General features: G+C 69.0%; 14 protein-coding genes. 7 read left to right on the top strand and 7 right to left on the bottom strand.

The genetic code is table 11. The features are described from left to right. Window positions 1–453 precede the first annotated feature (453 nt). The 3 genes from BGO82_RS03650 to BGO82_RS03640 are packed head-to-tail and all read left to right on the top strand — an operon-like array spanning window position 454 to window position 4,671. Window positions 454–1,347 (top strand): dihydrodipicolinate synthase family protein, encoded by an 894-nt coding sequence (locus BGO82_RS03650; protein ID WP_291304189.1) that lies wholly within the window; start codon window positions 454–456, stop codon window positions 1,345–1,347. Next, a complete protein-coding gene (locus BGO82_RS03645; protein ID WP_291304188.1) occupies window positions 1,344–4,220 on the top strand; it encodes an FAD-dependent oxidoreductase in 2,877 nt (958 codons plus the stop codon). The genes BGO82_RS03650 and BGO82_RS03645 overlap by 4 nt, the downstream gene beginning before the upstream one ends. Before the next feature lie 34 nt (window positions 4,221–4,254). Next, window positions 4,255–4,671 (top strand): DUF3830 family protein, encoded by a 417-nt coding sequence (locus BGO82_RS03640; RefSeq protein ID WP_291304187.1) that lies wholly within the window; start codon window positions 4,255–4,257, stop codon window positions 4,669–4,671. 17 nt (window positions 4,672–4,688) lie between these two features. Here the strand turns inward: BGO82_RS03640 and BGO82_RS03635 are convergent, their stop codons facing one another. From BGO82_RS03635 to ppsA, 4 genes are all read right to left on the bottom strand, one after another. Continuing rightward, window positions 4,689–5,519 carry a DUF6544 family protein gene (locus tag BGO82_RS03635; protein ID WP_291304186.1) on the bottom strand — a complete coding sequence of 277 codons (831 nt, stop codon included), beginning with the start codon at window positions 5,517–5,519 and terminating at the stop codon, window positions 4,689–4,691. A 7-nt stretch (window positions 5,520–5,526) separates the two neighbouring features. Next, window positions 5,527–5,835 (bottom strand): GyrI-like domain-containing protein, encoded by a 309-nt coding sequence (locus BGO82_RS03630; protein WP_291304185.1) that lies wholly within the window; start codon window positions 5,833–5,835, stop codon window positions 5,527–5,529. Window positions 5,836–5,950: 115 nt separating this feature from the next. Continuing rightward, window positions 5,951–6,703 (bottom strand): SDR family NAD(P)-dependent oxidoreductase, encoded by a 753-nt coding sequence (locus BGO82_RS03625; RefSeq protein ID WP_291304184.1) that lies wholly within the window; start codon window positions 6,701–6,703, stop codon window positions 5,951–5,953. A gap of 68 nt (window positions 6,704–6,771) precedes the next feature. Further along, window positions 6,772–9,153: a phosphoenolpyruvate synthase gene (ppsA, locus tag BGO82_RS03620; protein WP_291304183.1), complete on the bottom strand. Its 2,382-nt coding sequence runs from the start codon at window positions 9,151–9,153 to the stop codon at window positions 6,772–6,774. Window positions 9,154–9,272: 119 nt separating this feature from the next. On the opposite strand from ppsA, the gene BGO82_RS03615 reads away from it, so the two are divergent. The 4 genes from BGO82_RS03615 to BGO82_RS03600 all read left to right on the top strand — a co-directional run bounded on the left by BGO82_RS03615 (window position 9,273) and on the right by BGO82_RS03600 (window position 13,956). Further along, on the top strand, window positions 9,273–10,271 hold the full coding sequence (locus BGO82_RS03615; RefSeq protein ID WP_291304182.1) for a glucokinase: 999 nt from the start codon (window positions 9,273–9,275) through the stop codon (window positions 10,269–10,271). Window positions 10,272–10,273: 2 nt separating this feature from the next. Continuing rightward, the gene (locus tag BGO82_RS03610) at window positions 10,274–10,528 is read left to right on the top strand and encodes a hypothetical protein (RefSeq protein WP_291304181.1); all 255 of its coding nucleotides are present in this window, start codon (window positions 10,274–10,276) and stop codon (window positions 10,526–10,528) included. A 68-nt stretch (window positions 10,529–10,596) separates the two neighbouring features. Next, window positions 10,597–11,268: a CBS domain-containing protein gene (locus BGO82_RS03605; protein WP_291304180.1), complete on the top strand. Its 672-nt coding sequence runs from the start codon at window positions 10,597–10,599 to the stop codon at window positions 11,266–11,268. Window positions 11,269–11,280: 12 nt separating this feature from the next. Beyond that, entirely contained in the window at window positions 11,281–13,956 is a 2,676-nt protein-coding gene (locus BGO82_RS03600; protein WP_291304179.1) for a bifunctional acetate--CoA ligase family protein/GNAT family N-acetyltransferase, read from the top strand. Here the strand turns inward: BGO82_RS03600 and mgtA are convergent. The 3 genes from mgtA to BGO82_RS03585 all read right to left on the bottom strand — a co-directional run bounded on the left by mgtA (window position 13,934) and on the right by BGO82_RS03585 (window position 17,559). Then, on the bottom strand, window positions 13,934–16,459 hold the full coding sequence (gene mgtA, locus BGO82_RS03595) for a magnesium-translocating P-type ATPase (RefSeq protein ID WP_291304178.1): 2,526 nt from the start codon (window positions 16,457–16,459) through the stop codon (window positions 13,934–13,936). The genes BGO82_RS03600 and mgtA overlap by 23 nt on opposite strands. Before the next feature lie 56 nt (window positions 16,460–16,515). After that, entirely contained in the window at window positions 16,516–17,337 is an 822-nt protein-coding gene (locus tag BGO82_RS03590) for a universal stress protein (protein ID WP_291304177.1), read from the bottom strand. Between the two features lie 63 nt (window positions 17,338–17,400). Next, window positions 17,401–17,559 (bottom strand): hypothetical protein, encoded by a 159-nt coding sequence (locus tag BGO82_RS03585; RefSeq protein ID WP_291304176.1) that lies wholly within the window; start codon window positions 17,557–17,559, stop codon window positions 17,401–17,403. Between the last annotated feature and the right edge of the window lie 61 nt (window positions 17,560–17,620).

Below are 17,620 nucleotides of genomic sequence, written 5' to 3'. Positions count from 1 at the left end.
CCGGTTAGCGAGTAAGATACCCTTCTGTAATTGCATTGCCGCGCAAACCGACGCAAGCGCCCCGATCCAGATTGGCCGCCCGCGGACCTATGAGCCCCGGTTGTCGTGCGAAAATAGCCGCGCCGAGACGCGCGCGGCATTCGCCCTACGCGAATCGGGTTGCAATGGAATCGGAAGCTTCTGTATACCGACGACATCGGAGAACCTGAGGTCAGCATGGCGGTGACTTCATATTCCGACGCTAACCGAGCCTATTTGTATACAGCGGAGGGCGGCGGCTGAGCTGCTTCGGAGGGCGGGGAGAGACACAGGGCATTCTGCCAGGCTGCGCCGGGTAGATTTGGCGCTGACAATATTCTGACTGGTACCGACTTGGTCCGGTTCTACCCAACTACATTTCGAGCACTGACCTGCAGCAGCGCAGTGCTTTCTTGTCTGCAAGGAGTCCGGCCGATGGCCAGAAAATTCCGTGGCACCTACTCCGTCATGGTCACCGCGTTCGACGCAAAAGGCCGGGTCGATCTGGAAAAAATGGCTGCCTATACGGACTGGCAGGTGGGGCAGGGAATTCACGGCCTGATCCCGCTGGGCTCAACCGGCGAATTCCTGTCGATGACCGAGCTGGAGCGTGTATCCGTGGCGCGTTGCGTCATCGACTCCGTGGCGGGCCGGGTGCCAGTCCTGATCGGCACCGGAGCGGAAAACACCGACGACGCGATCCGCTATTCGCAGCAGGCGGAGGCGCTGGGCGCCGACGGCGTCATGGTCATTCCGCCCTATTATTCGACCCCGACGGAGGACGAACTCTTCGAGCACTATCGGCGAATCGCAGCGGCGATCTCGGTGCCGATCATGCTCTACAACAACCCGGCGACCGCCAATGTCGACCTCACGCCCCCCATCGTCGCGCGCCTCTCCACCATCGAAGGCATCTCCTACATCAAGGAATCGACGATGGATGTAACCCGGGTGCGCGACATCCTCGATCTGTGCGACGGACGCATGACGGTATTCGGCGGCATCATGGGCTTCGAGTCGTTCATGAATGGGGCCCAGGGCTGGGTCGCGGTCGGCTCGAACATCATGCCGCGCGAATTCGCCCGCCTGTTCGAGTTGAGCGACGCCGGCGACATTGCCGGCGCGCGCGCATTGTATCAGCAGGCCCTGCCAGTGATCCGGCTGGTGGGCGAGCATCGCTACGTTTCGGCGACCAAGACGGCGCTGGCGATGCTGGGGCATCCGGTGGGCAATCCGCGCCCGCCACGGCTGCCGACGCCGCCGGCCGAGATGGATTCGGTGGTTCGCGCGCTTGAGGCCGCGGGCCTGGCGCCGACGCGGACGACATGACGTCGCGCCGGACAGACGCACCATCCCTTCCCGTACGACTACGTTTCGACGGGCACGAAATTGTCGCTCGTCCCGGCGACAGCGTGGCGGCGGCCCTTGCCGAGGCCGGGTTCACCCAGTTGCACCGCACCGCATCCGGCAACGCCAGCGGCATTTTCTGCGGCATGGGAGCCTGCCAGGACTGCCTGGTCGAGATCGACGGACGGCGCTCGCAACGCGCCTGCATGACCCATGTTCGCGACGGCATGGAGGTCAGCAGCCAGAATGACATTCGCTTTGCGGGACCGCCTCTCCGATCGATGGACGGGCCGGCGCCCGAAACCACCATTACGACGGTCGTCCTGGTGATCGGAGCCGGCCCCGCCGGATTGGCGGCCGCCATTTCCTGCCGCGATCTGGGCGTGGACGTGCTGGTGCTCGACGAGCGCGACGCCTTAGGGGGACAGTATTTCAAGCCACGAACGGCCACGTCCCGCCACGCCGATCGTGCCGATGCCCAGCACCGCGCCGGCGATGCCTTGCGCGCCCGCGCCGCGGGGGTGGATGTCCGCAGCGGCCACACGGTCTGGTTTGCCCGCCGTGCGCAAGACGGCCAATTCCAGGTTCGCGCCCTCGGTCCGTCGGGTCGCCTGCACGTCACCGCGCGCGCGGTGATCCTCGCCACGGGGGCCTATGAGCTGCCGGCGCTGGTCCCAGGCTGGAACTTGCCAGGGGTGATGACGATCGGCGCCGGGCAGACACTGGTCAGGCGCTACGGCGTCGCCCCGGGGCGACGAACGCTGATCGCCGGGAACGGACCGCTGGGCCTGCAATTGGCGGCGGAGCTGCTGGCGCTGGGCGGGACGCTGTCGGGCGTTGCCGAACGCGCTCGGCCGCAAATGAGCGCCGCGCTGGCGCGCGCGGCGCTGGCCGATCCCGCACTCGTGGCGCGGGGCCTCGCCTATCGGGCCCGTCTTGCACTGGCCCGGATACCCGTTCTGCAGGGATGGCAAATCCGCCGCATCGACGCCGGCCCGCCGCTGGCGGTGCATCTGCAGGAGATTTCGGGCGAGGCAACCAGAACGATCGAAACCGATGCGCTGTGCATGGGCGAAGGGTTCGCGCCGCAGGCCGAATTGGCGCGGCTGCTGGGGTGCCCGGTCGATCTCGTCGACAACGTGCCAAGGCCGCGCCGGGCTGCCGATTGTGCAACGCCGGTGCCGGGATTGTGGATTGCGGGCGACGCCGGAGGCCTTGGCGGTGCACAATCGGCATTGCTGCAGGGTGAGATCGCCGCCCGCTCGGCTGCCGCGTGGCTGGGGCAAACATCACCCACCGGCAGGTCGCCGCAGCGCCGGGTGGCGCGCGTGCAGCGGTTCCAGGCTGCGCTCTGGCAGCTATATCGGGCGCCACCGCGCGCCATGACGCAGGCCGCCGACGACCTGACGATCTGCCGCTGCGAAGGCATCAACGCGGCGCAGGTGCGCGGCGCCATCGCGGGGGGCGCGCGCGACCTCGGCGCAATCAAGCGCGCTACCCGGCTGGGGATGGGGCGCTGTCAGGGACGCTATTGCACGCGGCCGGCGCTGGCCCTGCTGGACACCGCCGGATGCGAGATGGATGCGGCGATGCTGTTCGCTCCGCAACTGCCCGTCAGGCCTTTGCCACTGGCCGAGGTGACGGTCGAAAAGCCGGAATGGGCGGGCCACCGCGAAAGCCGCCCGGCCGCTCGTCCTTTCCTCGCCGATCCCTCGCCGTTGCGGGTCACGCAGGCCGACCTCGTCATCGTCGGTGCCGGGGTCACCGGCCTCGCTGCGGCATTCGAGGCCGCGCAGCGCGGCGCCAGCGTGGTCGTGGTCGATCAGGGCCGGGTCGGCGCCGAGGCGTCAGGCGGTAATGCCGGCAGCCTGCACCTGCAATTGCTGTCCTGGGATTTCGGGGCCAAGGCTTTCGCGGGGGGCTCGGCCGCGCTGCGGACGCTGGCCCTGCAGAAGCGCTCGATCGCCTTGTGGGAGGCGCTCGAAACGCGCCTGAACGCGGACTTCGAGATGCAGGTGACCGGCGGATTGATGGTTGCCGAGAACCCCGCCCAGATCGACTTTCTAACGCGCAAGGCGGCAGCCGAAGCAACCGTGGGCATCCAGACCGAGGTGCTGGACCAGGCCGCGGTCCATGCCCTGGTCCCGCATCTGTCACCTGATATCGTTGCCGGCGCCTGGTGTCCGGGCGAAGGCAAGATCAACCCGCTTCCCGCGACCCTTGCCCTGGCGCGCGCCGCGCGCGACGCGGGAGCCGCGATCGAAACGCTGGCCCGCGTCACCGGCATTGCGGCAGAAGGCACATCCTATCGCGTTGAAACGAGCCGCGGCGCCATCACGGCGGCGCGCGTGATCATTGCTGCGGGCGGGTGGAGCGCGGCCCTGGGGCAACATCTGGGCATCGACCTGCCGATCCGGGGGGCGCCCTTGCAGATGCTGGTCACCGAACCGGTGGCGCCGATACTTCCCTGCCTGCTCGCACATGCGGACCGGCATCTGACGATGAAGCAGACCGCGAACGGCACCGTGCTGATCGGCGGCGCGTGGACCGCCGAGACCGCAGCGAGCGGCCAACCGCAGGTGCTGCCCGACAGCATCGAGGGCAATCTCTGGGTCGCCCGCCGGACGGTTCCCGCGCTGGCCGGACTATCCCTGGTGCGAAGCTGGGCGGCGATGAACATCGACATCGACGGAGCGCCGTTGTTGTCGGCGCTGCCCGGTCACCCGCACGTCGTCGTGGCCGCCACTGCCAACGGCTTCACCCTGGGGCCGCTGATGGGACAGGAGGCCGCTACCCTCGTCCTGACTGGCCGTACCGCTCCCGACCTCGCCGCCTTCAACCTCGACCGCTTCTAGCTTTCCGCTTCCGACTCCTCGCAAAGGCCGTTCCATGACACAGATCATCATCACCGCCGGCCCCTACACCTACGGTGCGCGGCTGGAGACCACTGCCGCTCCCAAGACATGCGCCGCGTTTGCTGCCGCAATGCCGTTCGAAAGCCAGCTCATCCATGTCCGCTGGAGTGGCGAAGGCGTCTGGGTGCCGCTCGGCGACCGCAATTTCGGCGTCGGCTATGAGAACCATACCAGCCATCCGGCACCGGGTCAGATTCTGCTGTATCCCGGTGGCATCAGCGAGACCGAGATCATCCTTGCCTATGGCGCGGTGGATTTCTCCTCGAAGATGGGCCAATTGGCGGGCAACCATTTCATCACCATCGAGAACGGGCTGGACACGCTGCGCGCGCTCGGCGAGCTGGTGTTATGGAAAGGCGCGCAGCCGGTGCGGTTCTCGCTCGCGCCGTAGGCAGGCGCCAGGGCAGGCTAGTCGTAAGTCAGGCTGGCGATCGTGAGGTCGATATAGGCGAGGTCGCCTTCGGGCTGTTTCCAGATCGCGGTGCCTGAGGCGGGCAGCGGCGATCCGTTGAAGGTACGGTAGCCGCCGATGGGGGTTTCCCAGGTTTCGAGCCGCTGCGTCGCGGTGTTGAAGCGTTGCGCCCGAAAGTTGGTGAGGCGGCCGGCGGCGTCGACGAAGAACAGCGCCTCGGCGGTGCGGCCATGGTCGGTGAGGACGGCGCGGAAGGCGTCGGGGCCGGCCGGGCTGATCGAGACGCCGGTGGCGAGCAGGACCGACGGAAACCACATGCTCTCGTTGAGGTAGCGCATGAGGCCGGCGGCGGCGAGCTCGTCCCCGTGCGCGTCGGCGAGCGGCACCAGGCCCAGCAGCTTGATCAGGATGCTGCCCTTGCCCTCGAGATATTCGTCGCGGCCGAGCGCGACGGGCAGCATCCGGCCCGGCAGCCAGGCGCGCCAGACGAAGGCCGGCGGGCTGGTCGAACAGGTCTCGTCGGCCTCGAAAGCCATCCAGGCCGCGTCGGCGCTGGCGCGGATGCGTCCCGTCTGCGTCAGGCGCACGATTGTGGGGATGGGCTTGCCGACGACGCCGGCCTGCCGGAGATAGCGCTGTGCCGGCGGCGGCAGCGCCGCCAGCATCGCCTCGGTGACGATCGTTGCCGGCGATCGCGCCGCTGCCGTCAGCCGCGCGAGATCGGCGGCGATGTCGCCGGCGAACAGCATGCAGGCGACGACGATCCCCGCCGTGCCAAGCGCGATGGTGATGGCGAGCCCCCCGGCGATCAGGCGAAGCAGCCCCATGTGCCGCCTACAGGGTGAAGGGCTGGCGGATGATGGTCTTGAGCTTGTCGGGCGCAACGCGCCGCGGGTCGCTGAGGCAGATCTCGTGGTGCTTGCCGCCGAGCCGGCCGCCCTGCCCGGCGATGACGGCGTGCAGCCGCTCGATGTTGGGCGCCTCGGCGGAATAGGGACCGAGGTGCAGGAGCTGCGCCGCGCGGCCTTCGGCAAAGGAGTCGAAGCGCAGATGCGCGAGCGTGTCGCCGGGCGCCTTGCGGCGGACGGCGGCAATGGCCTCGTCGACCTGGCCGGGCGTGATGAAATCGGGCTGCATGATCATGGCGGTCCACAGCCAGCGCGACCTGTCGGGGCCCCCACAAGCGTGGGCGTGCCGGAGGCGCTGTAAAGCGCCTTCAGCCGTTGCCGCAGATCGATGGGCTCGGGCATGATGCGTCCTATTGGGCAACGTAGCCGCCATCGACGAGATGATAGCTGCCGGTGATGAAGGATGCACGGTCGGACAGCAGGAAGCATGTCAGGGCCGACACTTCCTCCGGCCGGCCGAGGCGCTGCACGGGATGCAGGGCGGCGATGTGCTGCAGCGTGCCGGCATCGAGGTTCCTCGCGAGCAGCGGGGTGTCGATGAAGCCCGGACCGACGGCATTCACGCGCAGGCCCCTGGCCGCATATTCCATCGCCGCGACCTTGGTCATGCCCAGCAGCGCATGCTTGGCGGAGGTGTAGGCCACGGCGGTGGCGAAGCCGACACTGCCCAGGATCGAGGCCATGTTGACGATCGCGCCGCCGCCGGACCGGAGCATGGCCGGGATTTCGTAGCGCAGGCCGTAGAAGACGCCGTTGAGATTGATGTCGATGACCGTCTTCCAGCCATCGAGCGGATAGTCGCCGGTCAGCGCCGCCGGTCCGCCGATGCCGGCGTTGTTGACCGCGAGGTGCAGGCCGCCATAGGTCTTTTCGGCGTAGTCCACCATCGCTGCATTCTGCTCGGCGCTCGCCACGTCGAGGCTGAAGCCCGAGGCGGTGCCGCCGGCCGCCGCTACGGCCGCAACCACGCGATCGATGCCCGCCTGGTCGCGGTCGGCGACGACGACCCTGGCGCCCTCTGCCGCCAGCTCCCTGACGATGGCTTCGCCGATGCCGGACCCGCCACCGGTGACGATTGCAACCTTGCCGCTGAACTCGGCCATCTGTGTTCTCCGTAAACTGTGGTTCTATGTCATTGTGCACGACCGCCGGAGGGGAGCCTTGATGACGGTCAAACCCCCTCGGCGAGAGCGACCTGGCGCTTCACCGCCACGAAGCTGTCGGGGCTGACCGACATGGAGTCGATGCCGCATTCGACGAGGAATCTCGCGAACTCCGGATGGTCGCTCGGCGCCTGGCCGCAGAGCCCGACTTTAGCGCCGACCGAGCCGGCCTTGATGATGATGCGCTCGATCATCCACCTGACGGCTTCGTCCTGCTCGTCGAACAGGCCCGCGAGCTCGGCGGAGTCGCGGTCGACGCCCAGGGTCAGCTGGGTGAGGTCGTTCGAGCCGATGGAGAAGCCGTCGAAACGGCTGGCGAAGGATTTGGCCAGGATGACGTTGGAGGGGATCTCGCACATCACGTAGATCTCGAGGCCGTCCTTGCCGCGCCCGAGCCCGTTCTCGGCCATGACCTCGAGGACCTTGTCGGCCTCTCCGACGGAGCGGCAGAACGGGATCATGACCACCACATTGGTGAAGCCGAGCGTGTTGCGCAGGCGCTCGATGGCCCGGCATTCGAGGGCGAAGCCGTCGCGATATTGCGGCGAGTAGTAGCGGGAGGCACCGCGAAAGCCGAGCATGGGGTTCGCTTCGGACGGCTCGAACTGCCGGCCCCCCAGCAGGCCGGCATATTCGTTGGTCTTGAAGTCGCTCATCCGCACGATCACCGGCCTGGGATAGGCGACGGCGGCGATGCGGGCGAGGCCGCGGGAGAGCTTGTCGACGAAGTACTCCGCCTTGTCGGAGTAGCCCTTGGTGAGCGCCGCGATGTCGGCCCTGGCCGCCGCGTCCTCGAGCGCATCGAATTTCAGCAGCGCCATCGGGTGTACGCGGATGGTGTTGGCGATGACGAACTCCATGCGCGCGAGCCCCACGCCATCGGCGGGCAACTGCCACCACCGGAAGGCGGCGCCGGGGTTGGCGAGGTTGAGCATGACCTGCGTCCTGGTCGGGGGCAGCGTCGCCACGTCGATGTCGCTGACGGTGAACCTGGCGGTGCCGGCATAGACGTGGCCGACATCGCCCTCGGCGCAGGAGACGGTCACCTCCTGCCCCGAATGCAGGATCTCGGTGGCGTTGCCGGTTCCGACGATCGCCGGCAGGCCGAGTTCGCGGCTGACGATCGCCGCATGCGAGGTCCGCCCGCCATGGTCGGTGACGATCGCCGCCGCGCGGCGCATGATCGGCACCCAGTCCGGATCGGTGGTCGATGTCACCAGCACCGAGCCGTCGACGAATTTGCCGATGTCCCTGACATCCTCGATCAGGCAGACCTGTCCGGTGACGACGGCTTCGCCGATGGCGATACCCTGCGCGATGGACCTGCCCTTGTCCGTGATGTCGTAGCTGCGCAGCGTGCCGGTGCTGCGGCGCGACTGCACCGTCTCGGGGCGCGCCTGGACGATGAACATCTCGCCGGTCTCGCCGTCGCGCGCCCACTCCATGTCCATGGGGCAGCCATAGTGGGTCTCGATGGTCACCGCCCAGCGCGCCAGCTGCAGGATTTCGGCATCCGAGAGCACGAACGCCGCGCGCTCCGCCTTCGAGGTGGGCACGTTGCGGGTGGGCTTGTCGCCGGTGGCGTAGATCATCTTGATGGCCTTGTCGCCGCGCGCCTTCTCGATGACCGGGAGCAAAGCGGCATTGCCGAGAAACGGCTTGAAGACGACATATTCGTCCGGATTGACCGTGCCCTGCACGACGTTCTCGCCCAAGCCCCAGGCGGCGTTGATCAGCACCACCTTGTCGAAGCCGGTCTCGGTGTCGATCGAGAACATCACCCCCGAGCCGCCCAGATCGGAGCGCACCATCTGCTGCACGCCGATGGAGAGGCCGACCTTCATGTGGTCGAAGCCCTTGGCCTGGCGGTAGCTGATGGCGCGATCGGTGAACAGCGAGGCGTAGCACCGGCGGCAGGCGAGCAGCAGGGCGGCCTCGCCGCGAATGTTGAGGAAGGTTTCCTGCTGGCCGGCGAAGCTCGCATCCGGCAGGTCCTCGGCCGTCGCGCTCGACCGCACGGCAACCGAGAGGTCGTCGCGCCCGGCGCGCCGGCAAAGCTCGCGATAGGATTGGGCAATTGCGGCCGCGAGCTCGTTCGGCCAGTTGCCCTGCAGGATGAGCTGCCGGATGGCCGTGCCGGCTTCCGCCAGGGACATCCGGCCCTCGGTCCAGTCCTCGATCAGGGCGGCGATCTCGGCCCGGTAGTCGTTGGCGTCGATGAAGCGCCAATAGGCGTCGGCGGTGGTGGCGAAGCCGGGCGGCACCTTGATGCCCTGTCCTCCCAGCGTCCGCACCATTTCACCCAGCGACGCGTTCTTGCCGCCAACGCGGGCAACGTCGCCGCGGCCGACGGTCTCGAACCAGTCGATCAAGGCAAGCTTCTCGAGCATCCCGAACCTCGCAGGCTGTGTGGCTGCGACATTGGGCCGGACGGCAGCGGCTCACCTTGATCAGCATCAAACCCCGCCGGTTCGGGGCGGCTATGGTGGCCGCACAGGTGGAGGCAGAGATGACCGAAAATTCCAGGCAGGCATTGGTGGGGGCAATCGGCGGGACGTATATCAGCCTCGCGGTCGTGGACATCGACGAATACGCCATCGCCAATTTCGCGCTGCTCAACAGCGCCGATTTCAAGAGCCCGATGGAGGCGATCGAGCGCTACATCAAGTCGCTGCCGCGCGTGCCCGACAAGGTGGGGCTTTCGATTGCCGGCACGGTGGCCGACTCGAAGGCGAGGATGAGCCATCTGCCGTGGGCGTTCGACTGGAACGATGTCCGTGCGGTGACCGGATCGACGCATATCTGCTTCGTCAACGAGTTCGAGGCCCTGGCGCTGGCGACGCCGACGCTGGGCAATTACGAGCTGATCAGCATCAACAAGGGCGCCATCAAGCGCACCGATCCCCGCGCCGTCATCAGCGCCGGCACCGGGCTCGGCGCCGCGGCCCTGCTGTGGACGCGCGAGCGCTGGGTGGCGCTTTCCGGCGAGAGCCGGCTGGCGACGTTTCCGCAGCCGCTGGCGCACGAATTCGACATCGCCAAGGTGGCCGGCCGTGACGGCTTCGTGCCTGCCGGGGACGTACTGACCGGCCGCGGGCTCGTGGCCCTCTACGATGCGCTCGCCCGCGAGGCCGGGCAGCCGCCGGCGACGCTGACCCCGGCGCAGATCACCAAAATGGGGCTGTCGGGCGACGATGCGGCCGCCGTCCGGGCGCTGGAGCTGATGGCCACCTGGCTCGGACGCTTTGCCGGCGACGTCGCGCTGCACTACGGCGCGACAGGCGGCGTGTACCTTGCCGGCGGCATGCCCGCCAACATCGCGCCGGCGCTGAAGAGCCGGCATTTCCTCGATGCCTTCGAGGGCACCGGAGAGCGGCACGACTACCTGGCCGACGCGCCCGTCCACGTGATCAAGGCGAGCGCCGATGCCGGCCTGCGCGGTGCAGCCGTTGCGCTCGCCAACAGCCTGCCGGTGCGCAGCAGCAACGTCCGGCGGCTGCGGGCCTAGCCATGGCGCCGCTCCCCGACGCGGTGCGCCGGACGCTCGCCTGGTACGACGGCGAGCGGCCGGGCGTGAAGGCGAACCTTGCGCGGCTGCTGATGCATGGCCGGCCGGGCGGCTCGGGGAAACTGGTGGTCCTGCCCGTCGACCACGTCGCCGCGGCCGCGGCGGCCGTGACCACCGAGGCGACGGAGCTCTGCAAGCGCGAGACGGTCGACGCCTTCTTCGCACAGATCGGCGGCCAGCTCCGGCCGGCCGCTTGAGCCGGATCAAGGCAGGCGCGCAGTCCATCCCGTACGCGGTTGCCAGGAGCAGCCGAGCGGAGGTATCGATGAACGTTGCCGATGTCATGAGCCGAGCCATCGTCACGGTGATGCCGGCCCACAGTGTCCGGCATGCGGCGCAGATGATGCTCGACCACAAGGTCAGCGGAGTTCCGGTGGTGGATGGAGATGGCCAATTGGTTGGCATCCTGACCGAGGGCGATTTGCTGCGCCGGGTCGAATACGGCCTCACGGGGTCGCGGCCGCACTGGATCGAGGCCGTGTCGGCGGAAGGCGCCGCCCGCGACTTCGTCAAGAGCCACAGCTGGCGGGTGGCCGACGTGATGAGCAAGCCGGTGGTCGCGGCGACGGAAGACACCTCGCTGGCGGATGTCGCGGTCATGTTCGGGACGCGGGGGATCAAGCGCGCGCCGGTGGTGCGCGACGGCCGGCTCGTCGGCATCGTCAGCCGGGCGGATCTGCTGCGCATCATCGCCGCGGCCAAGCCCGAAAGGATCGCCGCCGGCGACAGCGCGCTCGAGATCAGCGCCACGGCCCGGCTGCGCGATGCCGACACGGTGTTCGCGGCCTGCCCCGAAGTGACGGTGGTCAACGGCGTGGTCCACCTCTGGGGCCGGGTGCGATCCGAAGCCGAGCGCGATGCCGCGCACGTTGCCGTCGAGGGCGTCGAAGGCATCACCGGCATCGAGGACCATCTCTCCATCGCTCGCCCGGGCTGAGGGGAGCTCGAGGTGACGATCCGCAATCTCGATCGAACGCTCGCGCCGGCCTCCATCGCCCTGATCGGTGCGTCGGCGCGCGAGGGCTCGGTCGGGCGCGTGGTGCTGCGCAACGTGCTGGCGGACGGGTTTGCCGGCAAGGTCTTTCCCGTCAATCTGAAGTACGACGAGATTGCGGGACGCAAATGCTTCCGGCGCATCGCCGACCTGCCGGAGGCCCCCGACATCGCCATCGTCATGACCCCGGCGCCGACCGTGCCGGGGATCGTGGCCGAGCTCGGCGCGAAGGGAACGAAGGTGGCGGTGATCCTCTCCGCCGGCCTTACCGAGGCGAGCGGGCTAAAGCAGCAGATGCTCGACGCGGCGCAGCCGCATCTGCTGCGCATCATCGGTCCCAATACGATCGGCCTGTTGGCGCCGCGCGCCAGGCTCAACGCCAGCTTCACCCACATTGCGCCCAGCATGGGGCGGCTGGGACTGATCTCGCAATCGGGCGCGATGGTGTCGTCGATCGTCGACTGGGCGGCCGCCGAAGGCATCGGCTTTTCGCAGATCTATTCGCTGGGCGACATGGCCGACGTCGACGTCGGCGACTGCCTGAACCAATTGGCGGCCGACGACGCCACCTCGGCGATCCTGATGTATCTCGAATCCATCCCCGCGCCGCGCAAATTCATGTCGGCGGCGCGCGCCGCAGCGCGCATCAAGCCGGTGATCGCGGTCAAGCCCGGCCGCCACGCCGAGGCGGCCAAGGCCGCCGCGACCCATACCGGCGCGCTGGCCGGCGCCGATCGTGTGGTCGATGCGGCCCTGCGCCGGGCCGGCATCATCCGCGTCGACGACCTCGCCGACCTGTTCGAGGCGGCGGAGATCACCGGGCGCTATCGACCGCTGAAGCGCGCGCGCATCGCCATCGTCACCAATGGCGGCGGCGCCGGCGTGCTGGCCGTGGACAAGCTGCTGGACGATCGCGCCGAGCTCGCGACGCTGGCGCCGGAGACGATCGCCGCGCTCGATGCGACGCTGCCGGCGACCTGGTCGCGTGCCAACCCGATCGACATCATCGGCGACGCGCCGCCCGAGCGCTATCGCGCCGCCATCCGCGCGGCGGCCAGCGATCCGGGCGTCGATGCGCTGCTGGTGATGAACTGCCCCACGGCCCTCGCCGATCCGTCCGCGGCGGCGGCTGCCGTGGCCGGCGAGGTCCGGCACGGATTGATCGAGCACAAGCCCCTGCTCGCCTGCTGGCTCGGGCACAAGGCCGCCGAACCGGCGCGCGACATCCTGCGCGCCGCGGGCATCGGCGATTTCGAGACGCCCTCCGCCGCGGCCGAAGCCGTCGGCCTGCTCACGCGCTGGTCGGTGCTGCGCGAGCGGCTGCAGCAGGTTCCGCCCGAACGGCACGCTCCGCCCGCCGATCGCGAGGTGCCGAGGGCGGTGCTGCACGCGGTGGCGGCCGAAGGCCGCTCGCTCCTGACCGAGGACGAGGCGAAGGCGGTGCTGGCAGCCTATGGCGTGCCGACGCCGAGGACCCTGATCGCCGACAGCGCCGCCGCGGTGGAACGCGCCGCGGGCGAATTGCTGGCGACCGCGCCGGCCGTGGTGGTCAAGGTTCGCGCGAAGGCGATCTCGCACAAATCCGACGTCGGCGGCGTCGCGCTCAACCTCGCGACACCCGCGGCGGCCGGCGCCGCGGCGCAGGCGATGGCGGCGCGGTTCGCCGCGGCAACGCCGCCGCTGCCGATCGAAGGCTTCACCGTGCAGCCGATGATCCGCAAGGCCGGAGAAGAGCTGATCGTGGGGCTTTCGTCCGATGCGTCGTTCGGGCCCGTCATCATGTTCGGGGCGGGCGGGACGGCCGTGGAAGTCATCGACGATACCGCCACTGGGCTGGTCCCGCTCGACGACGTCCTTGCCGCCGATCTCATCGACAGGACGCGGATCAGCCGACGGCTGGCCGGCTACCGCGACCACAAGCCGGCGGACCGCGAGGCCATCATCGCGGTGCTGGTGGCCGTGTCGCAACTCGCCATCGATTTCCCGCTGATCACGGGCGTGGACATCAATCCGCTGCTCGCCGACGCCGGCGGCGTCATCGCGCTGGACGCGCGCATCGAGATCGATCCGGCGCGGGCGGGTGTCCCTGCCCCCAATCCGGCGCTGGCGATCCGCCCCTATCCGGATGCCGAGACGCAGATCATCGAGCTCGACGCGCAGCGCTATCTGCTGCGGCCGATCAAGCCCGCGGATGTCGAGCTCTATCCGGACTTCCTCGCGCGGATCGAGCCCGAGGACATGCGACGGCGCTTCCTGGTGCCGACGCGGACCCTGTCGCACGATCTGCTCGTCCAATTGACGCAGCTCGACTACGATCGCGACATGGCCTTCATCGCGCTGGAGCAGCCCGGCGGGGAGATGGCGGGCATCGTGCGCTACGCGGCGGACCCCGACCGCAACGCGGCCGAGTTCGGGATCATGGTGCGCAGCGATCTCAAGGGACAGGGCCTCGGCCGGCGCCTGATGCTGAGCCTTATCGACTATGCGAGGCGCGAGGGGATCGGCGAATTGTTCGGCCGCGTCCTGCGCGAGAACGTGAACATGCTGGCGCTGTGCGCCGAGCTCGGCTTCGTCTACGAGCAGGCCGACGAGCCGACGATGGCGCATGTCAGCCTGCCGCTGCGGGCCTGAGCGGCGCTCCAAGCACTCCGATCCACCGCTTCAGCAGCTCGGACGTCGCCACATAGGCGACAACGATGGCAGCGATGGCGAACAGCATGGCCGGCGGCAGGGGCACGAAGCCGACGACACCGGCGAGGGGAACGAAGGGCAGCACCAGCGCGACGATCGCGACGCTCACGGAGGTGGCGAGCAGCAGCGGCGACGGCAGGCTCCGGTAGAACCGCTGGCGCGTCCGCATGACGGCGACGACGGCGAGTTGGGTCAACAGCGACTCGGCGAACCAGGCGGTCTGGAACGTGGCCGGGGCGGCGTGAAAGACCTGCAGCAGGACCAGGAAGGTCACCGCGTCGAAGGCGGAACTGACCAGGCCGAAGCCGAGCATCGAGCGGACCAGCGCAGGAAAGTCCCAATGCCGGGGCGCGGCGAGCAGTTCGGCGTCGACCCGGTCGGTCGAGACGGCCAGCATCGGCAGGTCCGACAGCAGATTGTTGAGCAGGATCTGCGCCGCCAGCATCGGCAGGAAGGGCAGCAGCAGCGACGCCGCGGCCATCGAGATCATGTTGCCGAAATTGGCGCTGATGGTGATGGCGATGTACTTGATGGTGTTGCCGAAGGCGGTGCGGCCGGCGAGCACGCCGTCGAGCAGCACCTGCAGATCGCGCTGCAGCAGGATGACATCGGCCGATGCCTTCGCCGCATCGACCGCATTGTCGACCGAGATGCCGATGTCGGCCGCCCGCAGCGGAGGCGCATCGTTGATGCCGTCGCCGAGATAGCCCACCGTGAAGCCGGCGCGACGCAGCGCCACGACGACCCGCTCCTTCTGGTCCGGCGTCATTTCGGCAAAGACGTTGGCGGCGGCGACGCGACGCGCGAAGGCCGCGCTTGCCAATCCCTCGAGCTCCTCGCCGACCACGATCCGGGGCGTGAGCCCGATGGCGGCGGCAACGTGCTCGGCGACATAGCGGTTGTCGCCGCTGACGATGCGCAGGCCGATGCCGTTCCGCGCCAGTGCGGCCACCGTGTCGGCGATGCCGGGCTTCAGCGGATCGGCGAAAAGCAGATAGCCCAGCAGCGTGAGGCCGGCCTCGTCCTCGAGCCCGCAGGCGCGGTCGGCGGCGACGGTGCGAACCCCGAGCGCGATCACCCGCTGCCCCTCACTGCTCCAGGCCGCGAGCCGCTGTTCCTCCACTTGCCGGCGCGCCGCCGTGAACGGCTGGGCGACGCCATCCACCTCGATCGAGGTGCAGATCGGCAGAATGGAACCCGCCGCGCCCTTGCAGGCGAGGACATCGGCGCCGAAGTCATCGACCACGACCGACAGCCGCTTGCGCTCGAAGTCGTAAGGGATTTCGCCGCGCTTGCGGATGCCGGCGAGATCGAGCTCCGCGCGGTGCGCCAGCAAGGCGGCGTCGAGCGGATTGGGCAGCGCCGTCTGGAGGCTGGCGTTGAGGACCGCCCAGCGCAGCACCTCGGTCGAGGCGCGGCCGTCGACGTCGACGGCCTGGTCGAGCCGCACGTCGCCGGCCGTCAGCGTGCCGGTCTTGTCGGTGCACAGCACATCCATGGCGCCCAGATTTTCGATCGCGACGAGCCGGCGGACGAGCACGCCGCGATCGGCGAGGAGCCTGGCGCCGCGCGACAGCGTCACGGTGACGATCGCCGGCAGCAGCTCGGGGGTGATGCCGACGGCAAGCGCCGCCGCGAACAGCAGCGAGTCCAGCACCGGACGGCCGAGCAGCACATTGGCCACAAGCACGATGGTGATCAGCACGAACATGATCTGCGTCATCAACAGGCCGAAGCGGCGCGTGCCCAGGGCGAAGCTGGTCTCGGGCTCGACCGCCGCGACGGAGGCGGCGATGCGGCCGAACTCGGTGTGCACACCTGTCTCGGTGACGAGCGCGATGCCCTCTCCGCTGCGCACCGAGGTGCCCATGTGCACGCGGTTGTCGGCGGTCAGTCGCGCCTCGGGCGCCGCAGCGATTTTGACCACCGGAAAGGATTCGCCGGTGAGCGCTGCCTCGTCGACATGCAGGGCCGATGCCTCGAGCATGAGCGCATCCGCCGGGACGAGGCTGCCGGCGCGGAGCAGCACGATGTCGCCCGGAACGATGTCGGCGGAGGGCACCTCGACGTCGCGCCCGTCGCGGCGCACCAGGCTGGCGACGGCGACGCGTCGGCGCAGCTCGACGAGAGCGTTGCCCGCCCGATACTCCTGGACGAAGCCGAGGCCGGTGCTGGCCAGCACGATGATCGTGACCATCGCGGCCTCGTCGACCTCGTTGAGGGCAGCCGACAGCAGCGCGGCGCCCAGCAGGATCAGCACCATCGGCGAGCGGAACTGCCGCAGCAGCACGGCCAGCGGGCGGTTGCCGTTCACCTCGCGCAGGCGATTGGCACCGTACCGGGCCAGGCGCCGCTGCGCCTCCGCCGGCTGCAATCCGCCCGCCGACGCGCCGAGGCGTGCCTCGGCGGCGGCCAGCGTCTGGTCGGCCGGTTCTGTCCGCAACGGCCCGCGGGCCCGCGGCGCCGGATGTGGCCAGTTCGACACCGCCGGTCCCGTGCTCAGTTCGACAGCAGGCGGTTCAGCGTATTCGCGGCAAGCACGCTGCGGGTGACGCCGCCGAAGAGCCATTCGCGCATGCGGCTATGGCCGTAGCCGCCGATCACCAGCAGGTCGGCGCCGAGGGACAGCGCGTTGCTCTCCAGCACGTCGGCATAGCCGCCGGGATTGCTGAGGACGTCGCTGCGAGCCGCGATGCCATGCGCCTTCAGCCAGGCCAAGAGGCCGTCGAGCGAGGCGCGTTCGGCGACGGTGTCGCCCTCGGTGACCGTGAGGGCCACCACCTCGCGCGCCAGCTTCAGGAACGGCAGCGCATCGGCCACGGCGCGCCGCGCCTCGCGGGTGTCCTTCCAGCCGATGACGATCCTGTCGAACTTGGCCGACGCCGCGGTCGATGCGACGTCGATCACCGGCCGGCCGCTGGCCAGTACGAGCGAGCCCAGATCGGTGACCTGGCGCTGCTGCAAGGCGGCGGACGTCACCGACGCCGTGACGATCAGATCGGCAGCCACCGCCGCCGCGGTCAAAGCCCCGGTGCGATCGGACACGTAGCCGCGCCACTGCCGGCTGATGGCGGCCGGCACGAGCGCCCCGAAGGCGCTCTCGGCCTGCTGGAGCTGGGCTTCGATCTCGGCGCGCTCGAGCGAATAGACGTCGAGCACGGCTGCCTCGGCTCCCCAGCCGGCATAGGCGATATTGGGCTGGTCCGCGGCGAGCCCGAGCAGCGAGGCGCCGGTTTGCGACGCAAGATCGATGGCATAGCGCAGCGCCGCCGAGTCCGGCGTCGCGATGTCGACATTGACGAGTATCGAACGAATTTCCACTTGCTGTCTCCGTTGTGCGCCCGCGGGGCGAAAATGCCGGCTTAGCCTGGCGCCGATGTGCGGTCATTGATCCGGCTCAACCCACCGCGAGCTGGTTGCTGTTTTCGCTGACGGGGGGCGAACCATGCGGCCCTGCTCGGCGACGCCAATCCTGCTGGCATCGACGCACGGCCCGAATTCGAGCTCGTCGAGGATGTCCTGCCTGAGGGACTCATCGCTCATGGCTGCCTTCCTGGCGCCGAGCAAAGCACCCGCGGGCCGGCAGGTCTTGACGACGATCAAA

It is taken from the genome of Devosia sp. 67-54, from assembly GCF_001899075.1.
GTDB lineage: Bacteria > Pseudomonadota > Alphaproteobacteria > Rhizobiales > Devosiaceae > Devosia_A.
Note: the sequence above shows the minus strand (reverse complement) of the source record. Positions and strands in the feature narration are given on the sequence as shown.